This is a genomic window from Thermosynechococcus sp. B3 (assembly GCF_030323045.1).
Taxonomy (GTDB): Bacteria; Cyanobacteriota; Cyanobacteriia; order Thermosynechococcales; family Thermosynechococcaceae; genus Thermosynechococcus.
In genome coordinates this window covers 2578827-2595587 of the sequence record NZ_CP097584.1, presented here as the reverse complement: position 1 = coordinate 2595587, position 16761 = coordinate 2578827, and the positions used below count along the sequence as shown (strand labels likewise).

General features: G+C 54.5%; 14 protein-coding genes. 5 read left to right on the top strand and 9 right to left on the bottom strand.

Annotation, left to right across the window (positions count from 1 at the left end; genetic code table 11):
* Positions 1-109: 109 nt before the first annotated feature.
* Positions 110-523 (top strand): pentapeptide repeat-containing protein, encoded by a 414-nt coding sequence (locus tag M0646_RS12825; RefSeq protein ID WP_226971972.1) that lies wholly within the window; start codon positions 110-112, stop codon positions 521-523.
* Here the strand turns inward: M0646_RS12825 and M0646_RS12820 are convergent, their stop codons facing one another.
* Positions 524-1624, bottom strand: coding sequence for a histidinol-phosphate transaminase (locus M0646_RS12820; RefSeq protein ID WP_286649723.1), 1101 nt, complete (start codon positions 1622-1624; stop codon positions 524-526).
* Between the two features lie 114 nt (positions 1625-1738).
* Between M0646_RS12820 and M0646_RS12815 the strand changes: the two genes are divergently transcribed.
* Positions 1739-2680 (top strand): DnaJ C-terminal domain-containing protein, encoded by a 942-nt coding sequence (locus tag M0646_RS12815; RefSeq protein ID WP_149821452.1) that lies wholly within the window; start codon positions 1739-1741, stop codon positions 2678-2680.
* A gap of 1 nt (position 2681) precedes the next feature.
* Here M0646_RS12815 and panB read toward each other — a convergent pair whose 3' ends face one another.
* Positions 2682-3482 (bottom strand): 3-methyl-2-oxobutanoate hydroxymethyltransferase, encoded by an 801-nt coding sequence (gene panB, locus M0646_RS12810; RefSeq protein WP_286649722.1) that lies wholly within the window; start codon positions 3480-3482, stop codon positions 2682-2684.
* Positions 3483-3588: 106 nt separating this feature from the next.
* On the opposite strand from panB, the gene M0646_RS12805 reads away from it, so the two are divergent.
* Positions 3589-5112 carry a bifunctional aminoglycoside phosphotransferase/ATP-binding protein gene (locus M0646_RS12805; RefSeq protein WP_286649721.1) on the top strand — a complete coding sequence of 508 codons (1524 nt, stop codon included), beginning with the start codon at positions 3589-3591 and terminating at the stop codon, positions 5110-5112.
* A gap of 45 nt (positions 5113-5157) precedes the next feature.
* Positions 5158-6444, top strand: coding sequence for a homoserine dehydrogenase (locus M0646_RS12800; protein ID WP_315863001.1), 1287 nt, complete (start codon positions 5158-5160; stop codon positions 6442-6444).
* Here M0646_RS12800 and cysW read toward each other — a convergent pair.
* From cysW to M0646_RS12770, 6 genes are all read right to left on the bottom strand, one after another.
* Complete coding sequence (gene cysW, locus M0646_RS12795) at positions 6441-7280, bottom strand: sulfate ABC transporter permease subunit CysW (protein ID WP_286649720.1); 840 nt, start codon at positions 7278-7280, stop codon at positions 6441-6443. The genes M0646_RS12800 and cysW overlap by 4 nt on opposite strands.
* Positions 7267-8118, bottom strand: a complete 852-nt coding sequence (gene cysT / locus M0646_RS12790; RefSeq protein WP_286649719.1) for a sulfate ABC transporter permease subunit CysT — start codon at positions 8116-8118, stop codon at positions 7267-7269. The genes cysW and cysT overlap by 14 nt, the downstream gene beginning before the upstream one ends.
* Positions 8118-9134 (bottom strand): sulfate ABC transporter substrate-binding protein, encoded by a 1017-nt coding sequence (locus tag M0646_RS12785; RefSeq protein WP_255451678.1) that lies wholly within the window; start codon positions 9132-9134, stop codon positions 8118-8120. The genes cysT and M0646_RS12785 overlap by 1 nt, the downstream gene beginning before the upstream one ends.
* Before the next feature lie 115 nt (positions 9135-9249).
* Positions 9250-9576 carry a hypothetical protein gene (locus M0646_RS12780; RefSeq protein WP_286649718.1) on the bottom strand — a complete coding sequence of 109 codons (327 nt, stop codon included), beginning with the start codon at positions 9574-9576 and terminating at the stop codon, positions 9250-9252.
* Between the two features lie 124 nt (positions 9577-9700).
* Complete coding sequence (locus M0646_RS12775; RefSeq protein ID WP_286649717.1) at positions 9701-13681, bottom strand: magnesium chelatase subunit H; 3981 nt, start codon at positions 13679-13681, stop codon at positions 9701-9703.
* 225 nt (positions 13682-13906) lie between these two features.
* Positions 13907-14572: an ABC transporter ATP-binding protein gene (locus M0646_RS12770; RefSeq protein WP_149821437.1), complete on the bottom strand. Its 666-nt coding sequence runs from the start codon at positions 14570-14572 to the stop codon at positions 13907-13909.
* A gap of 25 nt (positions 14573-14597) precedes the next feature.
* Between M0646_RS12770 and M0646_RS12765 the strand changes: the two genes are divergently transcribed.
* Positions 14598-15485, top strand: a complete 888-nt coding sequence (locus M0646_RS12765) for a Sll0314/Alr1548 family TPR repeat-containing protein (RefSeq protein WP_226971971.1) — start codon at positions 14598-14600, stop codon at positions 15483-15485.
* On the opposite strand, the gene M0646_RS12760 is transcribed toward M0646_RS12765, so the two are convergent.
* Positions 15482-16471, bottom strand: a complete 990-nt coding sequence (locus tag M0646_RS12760; RefSeq protein WP_286649716.1) for an FkbM family methyltransferase — start codon at positions 16469-16471, stop codon at positions 15482-15484. The genes M0646_RS12765 and M0646_RS12760 overlap by 4 nt on opposite strands.
* Positions 16472-16761 lie beyond the last annotated feature (290 nt).

Below are 16761 nucleotides of genomic sequence, written 5' to 3'. Positions count from 1 at the left end.
TAGCAGTATGCCACTTTCCTTAGACCCTTTGGCCACGAGTTCCAAAAACGGTCGCTGCCCTAGGCTTAAGCTATAGTAAAATCATCAGAATCCTGATCCTACTTTAGTGATGTCTGCTTCTTCGGGGCGACCTTCAGACGCCTTTGATAAACACGGTTTTCTCAGTCGCTACGCCCCAGCCATGATTAATCAAAATAGAGCTGATCAAATGCTGGCAGACTATGCCAAAGGGCGGCGTGACTTTCGGCGACTGGATTTGCGCGGTGTCACCCTAGAAGATGTGAATTTGGCGGGGGCAGATCTCAGTGGCTCGGATTTAAGCAATGCCACACTGACCAACGTGGATTTGACCAATGCCAAGCTGATTGAAGTTAAGCTGATCAATGCTGAACTGACGGCTGTGCAATTGCGCCAAGCCAACCTGAGTCGCGCCAACCTGCGGGGTGCCACACTGACCCACACGTCTTTAGCCACGGCAACCCTGCGGGGAACAGTCCTGCCCAATGGCCGCTGGTCCGATTAGCTAAAGCTGGTGCAAAAAAGCTTGCAGCCGTTGCCAAAAGCGCTCCATCTCCGCTGGTGTGCCAATGGTGACCCGAATTCCGCCAGCGATCGCCCGCACAAGGGTACCCTGACGCCGCAAGGCATCACACAGGGGCTGGGTGTATTGCGGTTCCTGCAAGCGGAAAAAGAGGAAATTGGCCACACTCGGCCATACCCGCAGTTGGGGGCAACCCTGAAGCCGTTCATAGAGGCGCTCCCGCTCTGCTAGCACCGTGGGAATCTCTGCGAGCAACGCCGGCCGATGGTCAAGGGCAACTTGCGCCGCCACTTGAGAAAACGTAGGCAGGTTATAGGGCAGACGAACCTTTTCTAAAACCGCAATCACCTCGGCATTGCCAATGGCGTAGCCCACCCGATGGGCGGCGAGTCGAAAGGCCTTGGAAAACGTACGCAGAATCAACCAGTTGGGATGCGCTGCCAAGTCCCCCACCAGTGTCTTGCCCGAAAATTCAAAATAGGCCTCATCAATCACCACTAAAATGTCCTCAGGCAGCTGCCGTAGCCAGTCCACCTCCGCTGCGGTTAGAGGGTTCCCCGTCGGCGAGTTGGGTTGCAGCATAAAGAGAACGCGCACGGGGGGAGTCGCTTGGGCAATGAGGGTATTGGCTTCAGCAATTTCCACGGCAAAGGTGTCAGGATCGCGGGGCGATCGCTGGACGGGAATCCCTAGGGTTTGGGCGAGGATCCCGTATATGGAAAATGTCGGTTCTGCCACTAGGATAGAACCGTAGCCCCCGATCGCAGTGGCCAGTAAAATCGAGCGAATTAGCTCATCGGAGCCGTTGCCCACCGCAATTTGGTGTGGGGAGATTTCAGTTGGGCTGTGTTCACTGACATAGCGGGCGATCGCCTGCCGCAGCGGCCAATGGTGACTGTCGGGATAGCGATGACTGGCGAGGGTGCTGACATACTGTTGAGCTAACGCCTCCTTAAGGGCAGTGGGCAAATCCCACGGAAACTCATTGGTATCGAGGTAATCCAGTTCTAGGGGTAGGGAGTCGCTCGTGGGGGTGGAGTAGGCGCGGAGGTTGCTCAGTTCTGGACGAAGAAACGTCGCCATGCCAAGACGGTATAAAGGGATTCAACTATAATAACACTGAGCTTTTTGCCCTAATTTGCTGCCAGCCCTGACACTCAATCTTCATCTTTTGATTACGTAGAGGCGAATGTTCCTATGGCGCGTACCGACTTCAAAGATTACTACCAAATCCTCGGGGTCAGCAAAAATGCCACGGATGCCGAAATTCGGCAAGCCTTTCGCCGCCTCGCGCGCAAGTATCACCCCGACTTAAACCCAGGGGACAAAGAGGCAGAAGCTCGTTTCAAGGAAATTAACGAAGCCCACGAAGTGCTCTCGGATCCGGAAAAACGACGCAAATACGATCAATTTGGTCAGTATTGGCAACAGGCCAGTGCGGCGGGTGCTGGTGGCTTTAATGTCAATATTGGTGACTTTGGCGCTGACTTTAGTCAGTTTGGCAGCTTTGAAGACTTTATCAACGAGTTGCTGGGGCGATTTGCCACCGGCACGACCACAGGGCGTACCCGCACTTGGAGCAGCGCTGGCTTTGATTCATCGGCATTTGGCGGCAGCGATGTTGATGCGGAAGTGCAAATTAGCTTCCAAGAGGCCTTTCAGGGCTGCCAGAAATCATTCGCCATTGGTAATGAACAGGTGACTGTGACGATTCCCGCTGGTGTTAAGCCAGGGACAAAGTTGCGGCTGCGGGGCAAAGGTCAATATAACCCCTACACCCAACAGCGAGGGGATTTATATCTCACGGTACAGGTGGCGCCTCATCCCCTCTTCCGCTTTGAAGAGGATCAATTGGTGATTGATTTGCCGATCACGCCGGATGAAGCTGCCTTGGGTGCTCAAGTCACGGTGCCGACGCCCTCTGGGACTGTGGTTTTGAATGTGCCTGCGGGCACGCGATCGGGGCAATCACTGCGGTTACGGGGCAAAGGGTGGCGCAGTAGTAGCGGCATTGCTGGCGATCTCCTTGCTAAGGTACAAATTGTGCCCCCCAAATCCCTGAGTGCCCAAGAAAAAGAACTCTACGAAAAGTTGCGATCGCTGCGCACCTTTAACCCCCGTGCCCATTGGCCGCTCTAAGTTAGGGAAATTGCCGCGATTTTACAGCTTGGCAGTAGCTCTTAAGGGCAGCGATCGCCTGAGTGCCCAAGTCGGCATACACCTTAGCAAAGGGGGGCACCTGCGGGCTTAAGCCCAAAACATCTGCCGTCACGAGCACCTGACCATCACAGTGGGGGCCGGCGCCAATTCCAATCGTGGGAATTTTCAGCTTGGCGGTAATCTGCTGTGCCAAATCCGCAGGAATATGCTCCAAAATGATGCCAAAGGCACCTGCTTCGGCCAGAGCAAGGGCATCTGCGAGAATTGCTTCTGCCCCCTGTGGCGTCTTCCCCTGTTGTCGCCATCCCCCCAACTGATGCACCCGCTGCGGCAACAGACCCACATGACCCAGCACCGGGATGCCGGCCTCCACTAAGCGCCGCGTTGCTGCCTGCACCACGGGTGAAGCACCTTCCATTTTCACTGCCTGTACATCTGCTTCTTTGACTAAACGCCCCGCCGATCGCAGGGCCTGCTCTGGGCTTTCGTGGTAGCTCAAAAAGGGTAGGTCACACACGAGGAAACTGTGGCTGACGCCCCGCCGCACCGCCTGCGCATGGTGAATCATCTGATCAAGGGTCACCGGCAACGTGGTTTGATAGCCAAGGGCAACCATACCAAGGGAATCCCCGACAAGGATCACATCCACCCCCGCCGCATCCAATAGCCGCGCCCACAGATAATCCCAAGCCGTGAGCATGGTAATTGGCTCTCCCTGCTGTTTTTTTTGCTGGAGTTGGGGTAATGTGACGGGGCGACGCACCATAGTTCCATGCACCATCAGAGCGCTGTATCCCCATCCTCTAAAGGAACGCTCAAAACGTCAATTTAGCCACAGGCATAGAGTCTAGTGATATGATTGGGGCGCGATGTTAGCCACAATACGCATGTCTTTGCCTGCCTTTGTCGAAGCCCTATTAACCCCTGCTGCGTACCCCCATGCAGTGACCTCTCCCATTCAATTGCTGCAAACCCATATTTCCTACGTATTTCTGACGGGGGACTATGCCTATAAGGTGAAAAAGCCGGCGGATTTTGGCTTTTTGAACTTTACAACCCTAGAAAAGCGGCTATTTTACTGTCGGGAAGAGTTACGGCTGAATCGCCGTTTGGCGTCAGATCTCTACTTGGCGGTGGTGCCCATTGTGGCGGTGGGCGATCGCTATTTTGTGGCGGCTCCCCAAGACTTACCTGCGGGAGCTGAGGTGATTGACTATGCCGTGCAAATGCGGCAATTTGATCAGTCGCAACTGTTTTCTCACCTCTTTGCCGCCAACCAAGTCACCCCCCACCTAATTGAATCCCTCGGTAAAGAACTGGCTCACTTTCACCGCACGGCTGCCACCAGTCCCCACATTAGTGAATTTGGCTCCCCGCGGGCGATCGCCCAAGTGATTAACAATTGCCATGCCTTGGCAGCTCAGTTTGTCGGTCGCTGTCAATCCCCAGAGCAGTACGCGGCAATTCAAGCCTTTACCGATGACTTTTTGACGCGGCATCAGGAGTGGTTGGTGCAGCGGCAAGCCGGGGGCAAAATCCGCGAGTGCCATGGCGACCTGCACCTGAACAATATCTGTCTGTACAACGGCAGGGTGCAAATTTTCGACTGTATTGAGTTCAACGAAGAATTTCGCAACATTGATGTCATTTACGACGCCGCTTTTTTGCTGATGGATCTGGAGTTTCGGGGGCGCGGCGACTTGGCCAATCTTTTCCTCAACACCTACTTAGAGTGGAGTGGGGACTACGCTGGGGCAGTGCTGTTGCCCCTTTACCTTTGCATCAGAGCCTATATTCGCGGCAATGTGAACGCCTTGGCCCTCAATGATCCCGCCATTAGCGAGGCCGAAAAGGCAGACATCCAAGCCACAGCCGCCGCTTACTATGCCGCCGCCTATCGCTATACCCAACCGCGTCAAGCCAAGCTCTATGTCATGTGTGGTCTCTCCGGAGCAGGCAAAAGTACACGGGGGCGGGGTCTGGCTCAAGGGGAGCAGGCCATTCAAATCCGCTCCGATGCCGTGCGTAAGCACTTGGCGGGCATCCCCCTTGACCGCCACAGCAGTGATTTCCCGCAGGTCGATCTCTATTCTGAGGCCATGACCCAAAAAACCTATAATCAGCTCTTGGCCTATGCAGAATTGTTGCTGCGTCAAGGACAAACGGTGATTTTGGATGCGAAATACGATCGCGTGGCGCTGCGCCAACCCGTGATTGCCCTTGCAGAGAAACTGCACGTGCCCCTAGAGATTCATTTCTGTAGTGCACCCCCGGAGGAATTGCGCCGTCGCTTGAGCGATCGCCAAGGGGATATTGCCGAGGCCACGCCCGATCTCATTGCTGCCCAAATGGCCAGTTTTGAATCCTTTTTGCCTAGGGAGGAACCCTACGTTCGCCATGTGTGTGACTAGGACGAGCGCGACTGATAATAGGAACAGTGCAATAGGACGGGTCTGATGTATCACATTGGTTTACTGGGGTTGGGCACTGTTGGTGGTGGTGTGGCACAAATTTTGGCGGATCCAGCGGGGCGCCATCCGCTGATCAAGGAACTGGCGATCGCCCAAGTGGGGGTACGGAATATCCATAAACCCCGCGCCATTGCCCTTGATCCGCAACTGTTGACAACAGATTTAGAAAGTATTGTCACCAACCCAGCCATTGATATTGTGGTGGAAGTCCTCGGCGGCATTGAACCGGCGCGATCGCTCATCCTCAAGGCCATTGCCCACGGCAAGCACATTGTCACCGCCAATAAGGCCGTGATTGCCCGTCATGGTGCTGAAATTTTTGATGCGGCCAATGCCCAAGGGGTCTATGTGATGCTCGAAGCGGCCGTGGCTGGTGGGATTCCCGTCATTCAAGCCCTGAAACAGAGCCTAGGTGCCAATCGTATCCACAGTGTCAGCGGCATTCTCAATGGCACCACCAACTACATCCTGACCCGCATGCAGCAGGAGCAAGGGGATTTTGCCCCTATTCTTGCCGACGCCCAACGCCTAGGGTATGCCGAGGCGGATCCCAGTGCTGACATTGAGGGATGGGATGCAGCGGATAAAATTGCCATTCTTGCCAGCCTTGCCTTTGGCGGACGGATTCGCCGCGAGGAAGTGTATTGCGAGGGCATTAGTGGCATCACCGCAGCCGATATTGTCTATGCCGAAAAGCTAGGATTTCGCATTAAACTGCTGGCGATCGCCCGCCAGCTCAGTGGCCAGCCCCTAGAGGTGCGCGTGCATCCGACGCTTGTGCCCCTTGAACATCCTTTGGCCGGCGTCAATGGCGTCTTTAATGCCATTCTTCTCGAGGCAGAGCCGTTGGGACAGGTGATGTTCTATGGCCCCGGTGCGGGTGCAGGGGCAACCGCCAGTGCTGTCGTGGCGGATTTAATCAACATTGCCGCCCTTCTGCCCCAAGGACGTGCCAGCCATCCCTTGCTCACCTGCCAGCATGATCAGTTTATGCCGCTGCTACCGATGGCAGAGGTGGATAGTCGTTTCTATGCCCGTGTCCATGCCCAAGATCATCCGGGGGTACTAGGAAAACTCGGCACCTGCTTTGGTAACCATAACGTTAGTCTGGAGTCCTTGGTTCAAATTGGTAGTCACAACGATCTGGCAGAAATTGTAATTGTCACCCACCATGTGCGCGAAGGAGAGTTCCGCCAAGCCATGGCCGAGATTGCCCAAATGACCGATATTGAAGCCGTGCCCTCGATTTTGCGCGTCCTCGGCACCTCCTAGGGATTGGGCTTGATCCCTGTTTTCCGCTCCAAAATTTCCTTAACCACGAGCGTCACAAGCGCTAGCAAACCAAGGATCACCGCTGCTGCGTAGGCCGACTCCGTGTTGTAGTTTTTGTAGGCGTCTTCAACAAAGAGAGGCAGGGTTTGCGTCAAGCCCGCCACATTGCCAGAGACAACTGCCACAGCACCAAACTCCCCCATCGCTCGCGCATTGGTCAACAGGACCCCATAGAGCAGCCCCCAGCGGATATTGGGCAGGGTGACTCGCCAAAAGGTTTGCCACTCATTGGCGCCTAGGGTTTTTGCGGCTTCCTCCTGCTCGGTGCCGATTTCTTCCAGGACAGGGATGACTTCTCGTGCCACAAAGGGCAAACTCACAAAGGCTGTTGCCAGCACCATCCCCGGAAAAGAGAAAATAACGCGAATATCTAAAGCTTGCAGCCAGCCCCCGAACCAGCCATTGCGGCCATAGACCAGTACCAGCATCAGTCCGGTAACAACGGGGGAGATGGAAAAAGGTAAGTCAATAATGCTAAGTAAAAGGGTGCGCCCCGCAAAGCGATGGCGGGCGATCGCCCAAGCGGCACAGAGGCCAAAGATCGTGTTTAAGGGCACCACCACCAAGGCAAGGGCAAACGTCAGCCACACCGCATGCAGAAAATCTGGCGCCAGCAAATTTTCCAGAAAGGGCATGACTCCCTTGTGAAAGGCTTGGAAAAGGACATTGGCCGCCGGCAGCAAAAGCACAAGGGCTAAGTAGGCGATGGCAATGACAATCAAAAGGGCATGGAGCCACGGCTTTTCTTGGGTGGGCGAGGGTTTAACGCTCCGCATAGCGCCGCCCCCACGCTTGCAGCAGATTAATCAGAAATAAAATCGCTAGGGACACCAAGAGCATCACCGTGCCAATAATGGTTGCTGCCTCATAGTCATACTGCTCTAAGCTCTGAAACACCAGCACTGAGGCAATCAAGTCCCGAAAAGGAGTGTTGGAGGAAATAATCACAATTGAGCCAAATTCTCCCACTGCCCGTGAGAAGCCTAGGGCAACGCCTGTGAGAATAGCGGGCATCAAAGGTGGCAAAATCACTCGCCAAAAGGTCTGCCCATGGGTAGCACCCAGCGACCATGCTGCCTCCTCCACATCCTTTTCCATTTCGGTGAGGACGGGCTGCACCGTGCGAATCACAAAGGGTAAGGAAATAAAGAGCATCGCCACCGCCACCCCCCAGCGGCTGAAGGCAATTCTGATTCCGAAGGGCGCTAGTAAGCTACCAATCCAGCCATTTTCGCTATAGACCGTTGCGAGGGTGAGACCCGCCACCGCCGTCGGCAATGCAAAAGGTAGATCCACGACAGCATCAAAGAAGCGCTTCCCCGGAAAGGAATAGCGCACCAGCACCCAAGCAATCAGGGTACCAAAGATGCCATTGATCAGCGCTGCGATGAGGGCAGTGACAAAGGTGACTTCATAGGCCGACAGGGCGATCGCCCGCGTTGCCACCCGCCAAAAATGCAGTGGCCCAGCACTACTGGCACGGCTCAAGAGGGCAGCAATGGGTACAGCCAGCATCACGAGTAAGTAAAAGACCGTGATTCTCCAAACCCAAGGAAACTGCCAGCGCTGTTTCTGAGGAGAGAGTGACGTCGAAATGGGGTGGGTAGCGGTCATCAGGCTTGATTCTCCTGCTGAATTTGATCAAACAGGGCGCCATTAGCGAAAAATTGGGCTTGCACCTTCTCCCAGCCCCCTAAATCTGCCACGGTAAAGAGGGTGGGCACGGGTGGAAACGTCTGCTGATGGGCGGCAAGGACGGTGGCATCCACGGGTCGAAAACCATATTGGGCAAAGATCTCCTGAGCTTGGGGAGTATAGAGAAAGTCAATATAGGCCTGTGCTACCTCCCGTGTGCCATGTTTATCCACGTATTGATCCACAAGGGCGATCGGGTTTTCAATCAGGATATTCACAGGAGGAAGGATATAGGAAAGGGTCTTGCCCTTTTGGCGAGCCAAGATCACTTCATTTTCATAGTTGATCAGGGCATCCCCCTGTCCCTGTTTCAAAAAGGCATCAGTGGCTTCACGACTATCGCGGGGGAGAGCGGCCACATGGCGAAAGGCTTCAGTCACAAACTGCCGCGCCTGATCAAACGTTCCCCCTGTTTCCGTGACCGATCCCCACAGGGCAAGGAAGTTCCAGCGAGCCGCGCCAGAGGTTTTGGGATCGGCAGTCACAAATGTCACCCCCTCACGGGTGAGATCCTGCCAGGTTTGCAGATTTTTCGGGTTGCCGTCACGGGTAATCAGGGCACCGACAGAAGTGGTGACAATGCTGTTGTGGGGGGCTTGGCTAGCCCAATCGGGGCGAATTAACCCTGCTTTGGCAATGCGATCGACATCTAAACCAAGGGACAAGTGGACGATATCGGCTTCTAGGCCATCAATCACCGCCCGTGACTGACTGCCCGAGGGACCATAACTCGTTCGGAAGCGCACTTTTTGTTGATGTTCCTGTTCCCATTGAGCAGCAAACAGGGGCATAATAGCCTCGTGCGCTTTTTTAGTGACCGAGAACGAAGAAAGGGTTAGATTCACCTGAGCAGGGCGACCATCGGGCAGAGTGGCCTGAAATTGACAAGCAGCGGTGAGACCACTGAGACCTACCGCTAGTAAGAACAAGCTCAACCAAACCCTAAAACGCCGCCAATTGACCATTCTGCCATCAATCTACGATAAATCGGTCGGAATACCGATGTGTAATCCATCTTAGCAGAAGGGGCGGCGATTCTGACTGGAGTTCTTAAAACGTGATCAGCACCCCACTCGGATTCGCGGGAATCACATACTGCGGTTGATTGCGATGGGGCTTTTTGCGGTGATGGCGCGATCGCGGGGAGGCTGGCGGAACACTAACCACTCTTGGCTGTACCACATACACGGGTTGTGTTTGAGGGGTAGGCACCACATAGACGGGTTGGCTAGAGGGACTGGGCACCACATACACCGGCTGACGGGAACCACCAAGATTCACGTTGACATTCAGTTGAGCCACGGCGGTATCCACAAAGGAAAGAACCGCCAAACCAGTCAAGGACGATAGGCCAACGACTTGAAGTGTCTTCAACATCGTCAACTCCTCCACAGAAAAAACGTACTGCGGGGTCTGACGCTTAAGGAGCAGGGTGGGTTCCGATCACATCGGCGTCCAAATAAAAAGGGGGAAGAGCTTCCCCCCAGGCGATTAACGTTGTTTACTCAACGCCCTCAATCTTGTCCTCGACCTCTTGATAGAGTTGCCGCAGCAGTTCCAGATTGGCTTCACTGGTCTGCCAGTAGCCGCGTCCGTGAAGTTCGAGGAAGGTGCTCACCATTTTGCGGAAGGAGTGGGGGTTGGTATTCAGAAGCCGCTGCCGCATCTGCTCATCGAGAATAAACGTGGCATTCGCCTCCTCATAAACCCAGTTATCCACAGCTCCTGCGGTGGCCGACCAGCCCATTGTGTTGACTAGTCGCTTCGAGATCTCGCGCACCCCTTCGTAGCCGTGGGAGAGCATCCCTTCATACCACTTGGGATTCAGGAGCTTGGTTCGGCTGTCGAGGCGAACGGTTTCCGAGAGCGTCCGCACTTGGGCATTGGCTGTGGTGGTATCGGCAATATAGGCCTTGGGTTGTTTGCCATCGCCGCGCAGTGCCCCCACCAGCTTGGTCGGATCTGAGTCAAAGTAGTGGCTGACATCGGTGAGGCTAATTTCTGAGGAATCGAGGTTTTGGAATGTCACATCCACCGTTTTGAGGGCGGTTTCAAAGAGTTCCCGCGCCTGCTGCATCGTCCCCGGAGAATCCGCCGAAAAGGCAAAGGACTTACGGGAGAGATACATATCCTGCAGTTCCGACTCCTGCTCCCAAGAGCTATTTTCCACCGCTAGGTTGACATTCGCCGCGTAGGAACCGGAGGCATTGGTGAAGACCCGTGTGGCCGCTTGGCGCAGGTCAATCCCCAATTCTGAAGCCTGTTGCAGTGCGTGCTTGCGGATAAAGTTTAGCTCAAGGGGTTCATCGGCTTCGGCAGCCATCTTGATGGCACGGTCAATGAGCGCCATCTGGTTGATAAAGAGATCGCGGAAGACCCCAGAACAGTTGACGACAACATCAATGCGTGGCCGCCCCAGCTCTTCTAGGGGGATGAGTTCCACTTTGTTGACCCGTCCCAAGGAATCGGGTAAAGGACGGGCCCCCACTAGCCAGAGCACTTGAGCAAGGGACTCGCCATAGGTTTTGATATTATCTGTGCCCCAGAGCACCATGGCGATGGTTTCTGGCCATTGGTTGTTGTTTTCCGCTTTTTGCCGCGCTAGAAGGCGATCGACCACAACTTTGGCAGACTGCACAGCAGCGGCAGTGGGAATGGCTTGGGGATCCAAGGCGTGGATATTTTTGCCCGTCGGCAAGACCTCAGGATTGCGAATTGGATCGCCACCGGGGCCGGGGAGAATGTACTCGCCTTCAAGGGCTTGCAGCAGTGCCCCCAGTTCATTGTCGGCCACAATCTGCTGTAAACAGAATTCGAGGTATTCCATCAGGGGCTTGAGGGCAGCGGCATCCACTTGGGTATAGCCTGCACCATGGAGGGATTCAATCCACGGCTCTTTGCGCCCCATGTTAAAGAAGTTCAGCTTCGAGACCCGCGACACACGACCCTCGGCATCGGCTTGGGCTTGGACGAGGGCACTGACGGCAGCACGGGTCGCCTCGTTAATCTGGCGCAGCAGTTCAACATCTGCAAGTATCCCGCGATCGCTATTTTGATAAATTTCGTCAATGTCCCGCCCTAGACTCTCGGCAATGAGCCTAGGCAAGCTCTTAATGCCGTCCTCAGAGCGATCCAAGCTGGCAATATTGACCAAGGTAGCCACTGCTTCTTCCGTTGTCGGTGGTTTGCCAATTACGTGCAGGCCACAGGGCAGGAGGCGGCTTTCAATCTCCATTAGTTTGATATAGACCTTGCCCACGAGGGTATCGCGCTCTTCGGCACTGAGTTCTGCCGCGTCCTTATCGGGGAGAGCCACATCCTGATCGAGATTTACCATGCGGCACTTGTCCATGATCGTGTTGACAATCTGAACCCCCCGACCGCTATCTTTCAGGGTTTGGTAGGAACCAATGAGATCGCTGAGTTCCCGCAGCCCTTTGTAGAGACCGGCATTTTCCGCCGGTGGGGTGAGGTAGCTAATGGTGTTGGCGTAGCTGCGGCGCTTGGCAATGGTGGCTTCGGAGGGGTTATTGGCGGCGTAGTAGTAGAGGTTGGGAATACAGCCAATGAGATTATCGGGGTAGCAATCCCCAGACATGCCCATCTGTTTACCCGGCATAAACTCCAAGGAGCCGTGGGTGCCAAAATGGAGCACCGCATCCGCTTGCCAAATGTGGTTGAGGAAGGTGTAATAGGCAGCAAAGCCGTGGTGAGGACTGGCAGAGCGAGAAAAGAGCAGCCGCATTGGATCCCCTTCGTAGCCAAAGGTGGGCTGCACACCAATAAAGACGTTGCCGTAGGTTTTGCCGTAGATGAGCAGGTTTTGGCCGTCACTGTTCAGGTGCCCTGGCGGTTTGCCCCAGTTTTCTTCAAGGCGCTTGGCGTAGGGGGTGAGGCGCTCGTATTCCGGTACGCTCATGCGGTAGGCAATGTTGAGTTCGGGACTACCCACTTGGGCACGGGCATCGTGGAGAATTTCCTGCATCAGGGCTTCGGCGCTCTCGGGCATGTCCTGCACGTCATAGCCGTTGTTTTTCAGGGCTTCCATGACTTTGTAGATGGAGCCAAAGACATCCAAGTAGGCGGCGGTGCCAACATTGCCTTTGTCGGGCGGGAAGCTAAAGATGGTGATGGCGACTTTCTTTTGCACCTTGGGTTTGCGGCGCAGATTGGCCCACTTCAGTGCCCGCTGCACGATCATTTCCACGCGGTCTTGGAGGGCGATCGCCTTACCGGTCATGCCATCGCGACCGGAAAGAATAATTGGCTCAATGGCACCATCCAGTTCCGGTAGAGCAATTTGCAGCGCCACTTGAATCGGGTGCAGCCCCAGATCACTGTCTTCCCATTCCTCAGTGGTTTGAAACACCAAGGGCAGTGCCACCATGTAGGGACGGTTGAGTTTTTTCAGTGCCGCCACAGCTTTGGGATGATCCTGCTTGGCAGGCCCCCCCACAAGGGCGAATCCCGTGAGAGAGACAACGGTATCAACAATGGGTTTTTCAGGGTTGACAGGATCGTAGAAGAATTTTTCTAGCGGGGTCGAAAAGTCCAGCCCACCAGAGAAGACGGGAATCACCCGCGCCCCTTGGGATTCAAACTCTTGCACAATGGCGACATAGTGGGCGTCATCACCTGTGACAAGGTGGGTACGCTGCAACAGCAGGCCAATGGTGGGCACAAGGGGATCCTTAAGATCAGTGCCAATATCGCGGCGACTGTTGAACCAGTTGAGGTACTCCTTGAGATCCTCAAACATTTGCGGTGCAAGGGGGTGCCAAATACCGGTGTCGGGGTAGGTGACCGGTTCTTGGTAGCTGAGGTTGCTGTTTGGCTGACCTTTGAAGACGTAGCGATCGGCCAGCATCAGGAGGAAGTTTTGCAAATTCTCGGGTGACCCCCCCAGCCAGTACTGGAAGCTGAGCATGAAGTTGCGGGCATCCTGGGCTTTGTCAATGGGGAGGTACTTCAGGACTTGGGGCAGGGTTCGCAGGAGTTTGAGCATGGCGTCTTGGAAGCCGGCACCTGACTTCTCCTTGCGCTTTTTCATGAAGTTGGCAATGACGCTCTTGGATTGGCCAATCTGAGCCAAGGAAAAGCTGCCCATTTTGTTGAGGCGCATCACCTGCGGCAGCGAGGGGAAGACAACCGCTACATCGAGGCGATCGCGATAGGGCTGAACCGCCTCGACCACCTTATCCGCTAAGTCCTCAATGAAAATCAGGGAGGCGATAAACACATTCGCCCGCGCCACGTCCTCACAGAAGGCGGCATAGTTTTCGGGATTGCGCAGTTCCTCAAGGAGATAGCCACTGATTTCAATGGCCACCTGTGGATGGGTATCGTTAATGCTGCGAACCGCTGCCGACAGCGCGCTCTGGTATTGGGCTTCAAGTACCACATACACCACTCGCAACAGCGATCGCCCATTTAACGCCGCTGGCGCGATATGCCGAATCGTGGACTTGACGTGGGTGAACATGCGTTCAAACTCCTTGTAACGATCGAGACCAAACCCCAAGTGGGATATACGCCCCTTTGCTAAAACGATGGAGGACATTGAGGAGGTACTATCCCGCACTGGCTTTACAGTGCTGTGGGTCTTCCATCCTTGCAAGAAGGGCTGTACCTCTTGTGGTTGTAGCAGAAAATCAAGCTGTGGAGCGACTTTGCGCCCCTGTGGTAACAAATTGCAAAGTTTTGCTACCTAAGTATTAAAACTTATTACAGGACTTGACTGATGGGAAGTCAGTGGCACTAGACAACCGTTTTCCAATCGCCACGTGCGATCGCTAATCTCCTGTAGTTCCGTTGCTTCGTGGGTCACCACCAGCAAGCTCCAGTGTTCCTTGAGGCGGCGCAGCACCTGTACCAATTGGCGGCGCATTGACCAATCCAGACCCGCTGTGGGTTCATCGAGCAAGAGCAGGTAGGGTTGGCGCACCAGTTGCACAGCAAGCGCGAGGCGACGCTGCTGACCACCACTCAAGGATTCGGGGCGGGTGTGCAAAGGCAAGTGATCGAGACCCACATCGGCAAGGGCACGGTAAAAGTTTTCGTAGGGAATTTCTGGGTGGCCAAAGCGCAGCTCTTCGAGAATGGTACTGCCACAGAAGTAGCGATCTGGGAACTGAAAGACCAATCCGGCCAACTGTTGTAAATGATCGGGTGTGAGAACCTGATCCTGCCATCGAATGATTCCCCGACTGGGGGTGGCCAAGCCCGCTAAAATCTCTAGTAGGGTGGTTTTGCCGGATCCACTGGGTCCGATAATTAATCCCAGTTCAGCCATACCCAAGTCTAAATTAATGTCCCGCAAAATGGGCTGAGGGGTGGCGGCGGGGTGGTAGCTGAGATGGTGAACCGCAAACAAGATGCAGACTCCGGAGGTAACGACCGTGCAAACACGTCAACTGCGCCTGTGGCAACGCTTTGCTCTCTATCTTAGTGGAGCGATCGCCCCCTGGGTACTGAGTACCGCTGCCCTTGCTGGCGATCCTTTCCGTACGGGCGCTCAAGCACGACCCATTTCCGATCAAACGGAAGCCGTCTTTGTTGCCCTCTTTCGCGATGGTAACTATGTCAAAGGTAAAGAGTTACTGCCGGCGGCCTTGGAGCGCGATCGCCAAGAACCCCTAACGCTGACGTTGGCTGCTGCCATTGCCTATCTTAATGAAGACTGGGCAGGGTACAAACGCTATGCCGAGGAGACCCTGCGCGCTGCCCAAGCCCTCACGAGCCGCGATCCCCTGCGGGGAAATCTCTATCAAGCCGTGGGGCATTTCCTGATGGCCGGCTATGAAATTTCCGATGCCGGATCGGGGCCTGTGGCTGGTGCCCCCGCCGCTCTGTTGCGGGTACAGCGGGTTCTCGATCATGTGGGGCGAGCCGAAGCTGTCAATCCTCGCGATCCGGAATTGAATCTTGTTCGTGGCTTTATGGAGTGGGGCATTGCCAGTAATGTGGGCTTTGTCAGCATGGATCGGGCCATTCAAACCCTGCAAACCTACGCCGCTCCCAATTACTTGAGTTATCGAGGCTTGGCCTTGGCCTATCGCGATCGCAAGCAATGGCCGCAGGCCTTAAACGCGGTTGATCAAGCCTTGGCACTTGCCCCCAACAATCCAGAACTCCTTTATCTGAAAGCACAAATTTTGGCCGCCAGTGGCAACCGATCGCAGGCACAGCAATATTTCCAGCAAGCCCTAGCCAAACAAAGCCAATTGCCGCGAGGGATTCGCGAGGAAATTCAGCAGTTTAGCCGCCGCCTTTTGCCCCAAGGCTAGGTTGTTGGCTCAGACAGCAGCTTTACTATTGGCAGCTTGGCAATATCTGTGCTGAGCAGGGGCTGAACCTGTTCCAAAATAGCGAAAATTTCTTTGCGGCAGTTCCACTGAGGGATTTCGCCATAGCGAAGCGTGAGTTGCGTTAAAACTTCCAGCGCATAATCGGGAAAGTCCAGTGCATCAGCAATTGCCGCCAGTCTTAGCAAGTGGCTAGGGCTCTGTAGGTGCCGATTTTGCTGCTGTTGATTCTCATTGAGCAAATCCCGCAGGTAAATTGCATCGGCCCATAGCAGTTGACCCCCTCGCTGTTGGGAGCAAAATGGGGAAACGTAGCGCGGTAATCGGCACCAACCATCATTGGTGAGTAGGTCAAAGAGCACAAAACCTTGAGCGCGCAAATATGCATCAATATCCCCAAAGAGGGGCTGCCCCCTGTAAACCTCCGAAAACTCAACTTCAACCATGATTGCTAAAGTACTTGCTGCCAGAAGCTGCTCACCGCCTTGCAACACATCCAGATCTGCCCCTTGGACATCCACTTGCAGGACATCTATGCTCTCTAGTCCTTCAGCTTGGGCAAATGCGTCAAGGGTAGTTGTTTCCACCTGAACAGTTGCCGCCACATTCAGGCTAGGATTAAATCCTTGAAATCGCGATGTGTAGCTCAAATTTGGTGGATATAAAGAACTGCAATGAATGGCGTTGGTAATGTAAAGGGTTGATTCTCCCACCTCTTTGCCCAGCGTCAGCGGATAGTGACGCTCAAACCAAGTGATTCCTTGGGCTGCTAAGGCGGTATTGGCCTCATCACAGGCGTCGGCATCCGCATCAAAACCATAAATTCTGAGATTGGGGGCAAAGATATGCCATGGAGATTGGGCATAATCATCCTCATGATAGATTTTGCGAGAGCCAACGATGCACAGCGTTAAAGAAATTGGATCGAGCTTGCCTGCCGCTTTTAGCGTATTGTTAACGAGTCCCATAGCAAAGTAAAACTTCTACGACATCAACGACAATTCTGAATTGTGCCCTAGCGAAGACTGCCTTTTGCTCAATCATCGCCACCTTGGTAAGGCGAGCAATCCAAGAATTTTCACCCCCTTGGCTCCCCAAGATTTTAGTCCTCGTGATAGGTTAACGGTGAAAATGCGACAGGATGCAGGACTATGCACGCCAGAACCAAAGGGAAATCGCTTGTCCGCTGACTGGATGTGGGTAAGGCCTACCGTCAGCCCAACGGTCAGGTCACTAGCATTTTTGGTTGCGCCTACGT

What these genes read in the sequence shown, in the direction of transcription:
- cysT (WP_286649719.1), bottom strand. Translation starts at nt 8,118, where the DNA reads ATGACCGCTACCCACCCCATTTCGACGTCACTCTCTCCTCAGAAACAG.
- M0646_RS12780 (WP_286649718.1), bottom strand. Translation starts at nt 9,576, where the DNA reads ATGTTGAAGACACTTCAAGTCGTTGGCCTATCGTCCTTGACTGGTTTG.
- panB (WP_286649722.1), bottom strand. Translation starts at nt 3,482, where the DNA reads ATGGTGCATGGAACTATGGTGCGTCGCCCCGTCACATTACCCCAACTC.
- M0646_RS12800 (WP_315863001.1), top strand. Translation starts at nt 5,158, where the DNA reads ATGTATCACATTGGTTTACTGGGGTTGGGCACTGTTGGTGGTGGTGTG.
- M0646_RS12820 (WP_286649723.1), bottom strand. Translation starts at nt 1,624, where the DNA reads ATGGCGACGTTTCTTCGTCCAGAACTGAGCAACCTCCGCGCCTACTCC.
- M0646_RS12815 (WP_149821452.1), top strand. Translation starts at nt 1,739, where the DNA reads ATGGCGCGTACCGACTTCAAAGATTACTACCAAATCCTCGGGGTCAGC.
- M0646_RS12775 (WP_286649717.1), bottom strand. Translation starts at nt 13,681, where the DNA reads ATGTTCACCCACGTCAAGTCCACGATTCGGCATATCGCGCCAGCGGCG.
- M0646_RS12805 (WP_286649721.1), top strand. Translation starts at nt 3,589, where the DNA reads ATGTCTTTGCCTGCCTTTGTCGAAGCCCTATTAACCCCTGCTGCGTAC.
- cysW (WP_286649720.1), bottom strand. Translation starts at nt 7,280, where the DNA reads ATGCGGAGCGTTAAACCCTCGCCCACCCAAGAAAAGCCGTGGCTCCAT.
- M0646_RS12760 (WP_286649716.1), bottom strand. Translation starts at nt 16,471, where the DNA reads ATGGGACTCGTTAACAATACGCTAAAAGCGGCAGGCAAGCTCGATCCA.
- M0646_RS12825 (WP_226971972.1), top strand. Translation starts at nt 110, where the DNA reads ATGTCTGCTTCTTCGGGGCGACCTTCAGACGCCTTTGATAAACACGGT.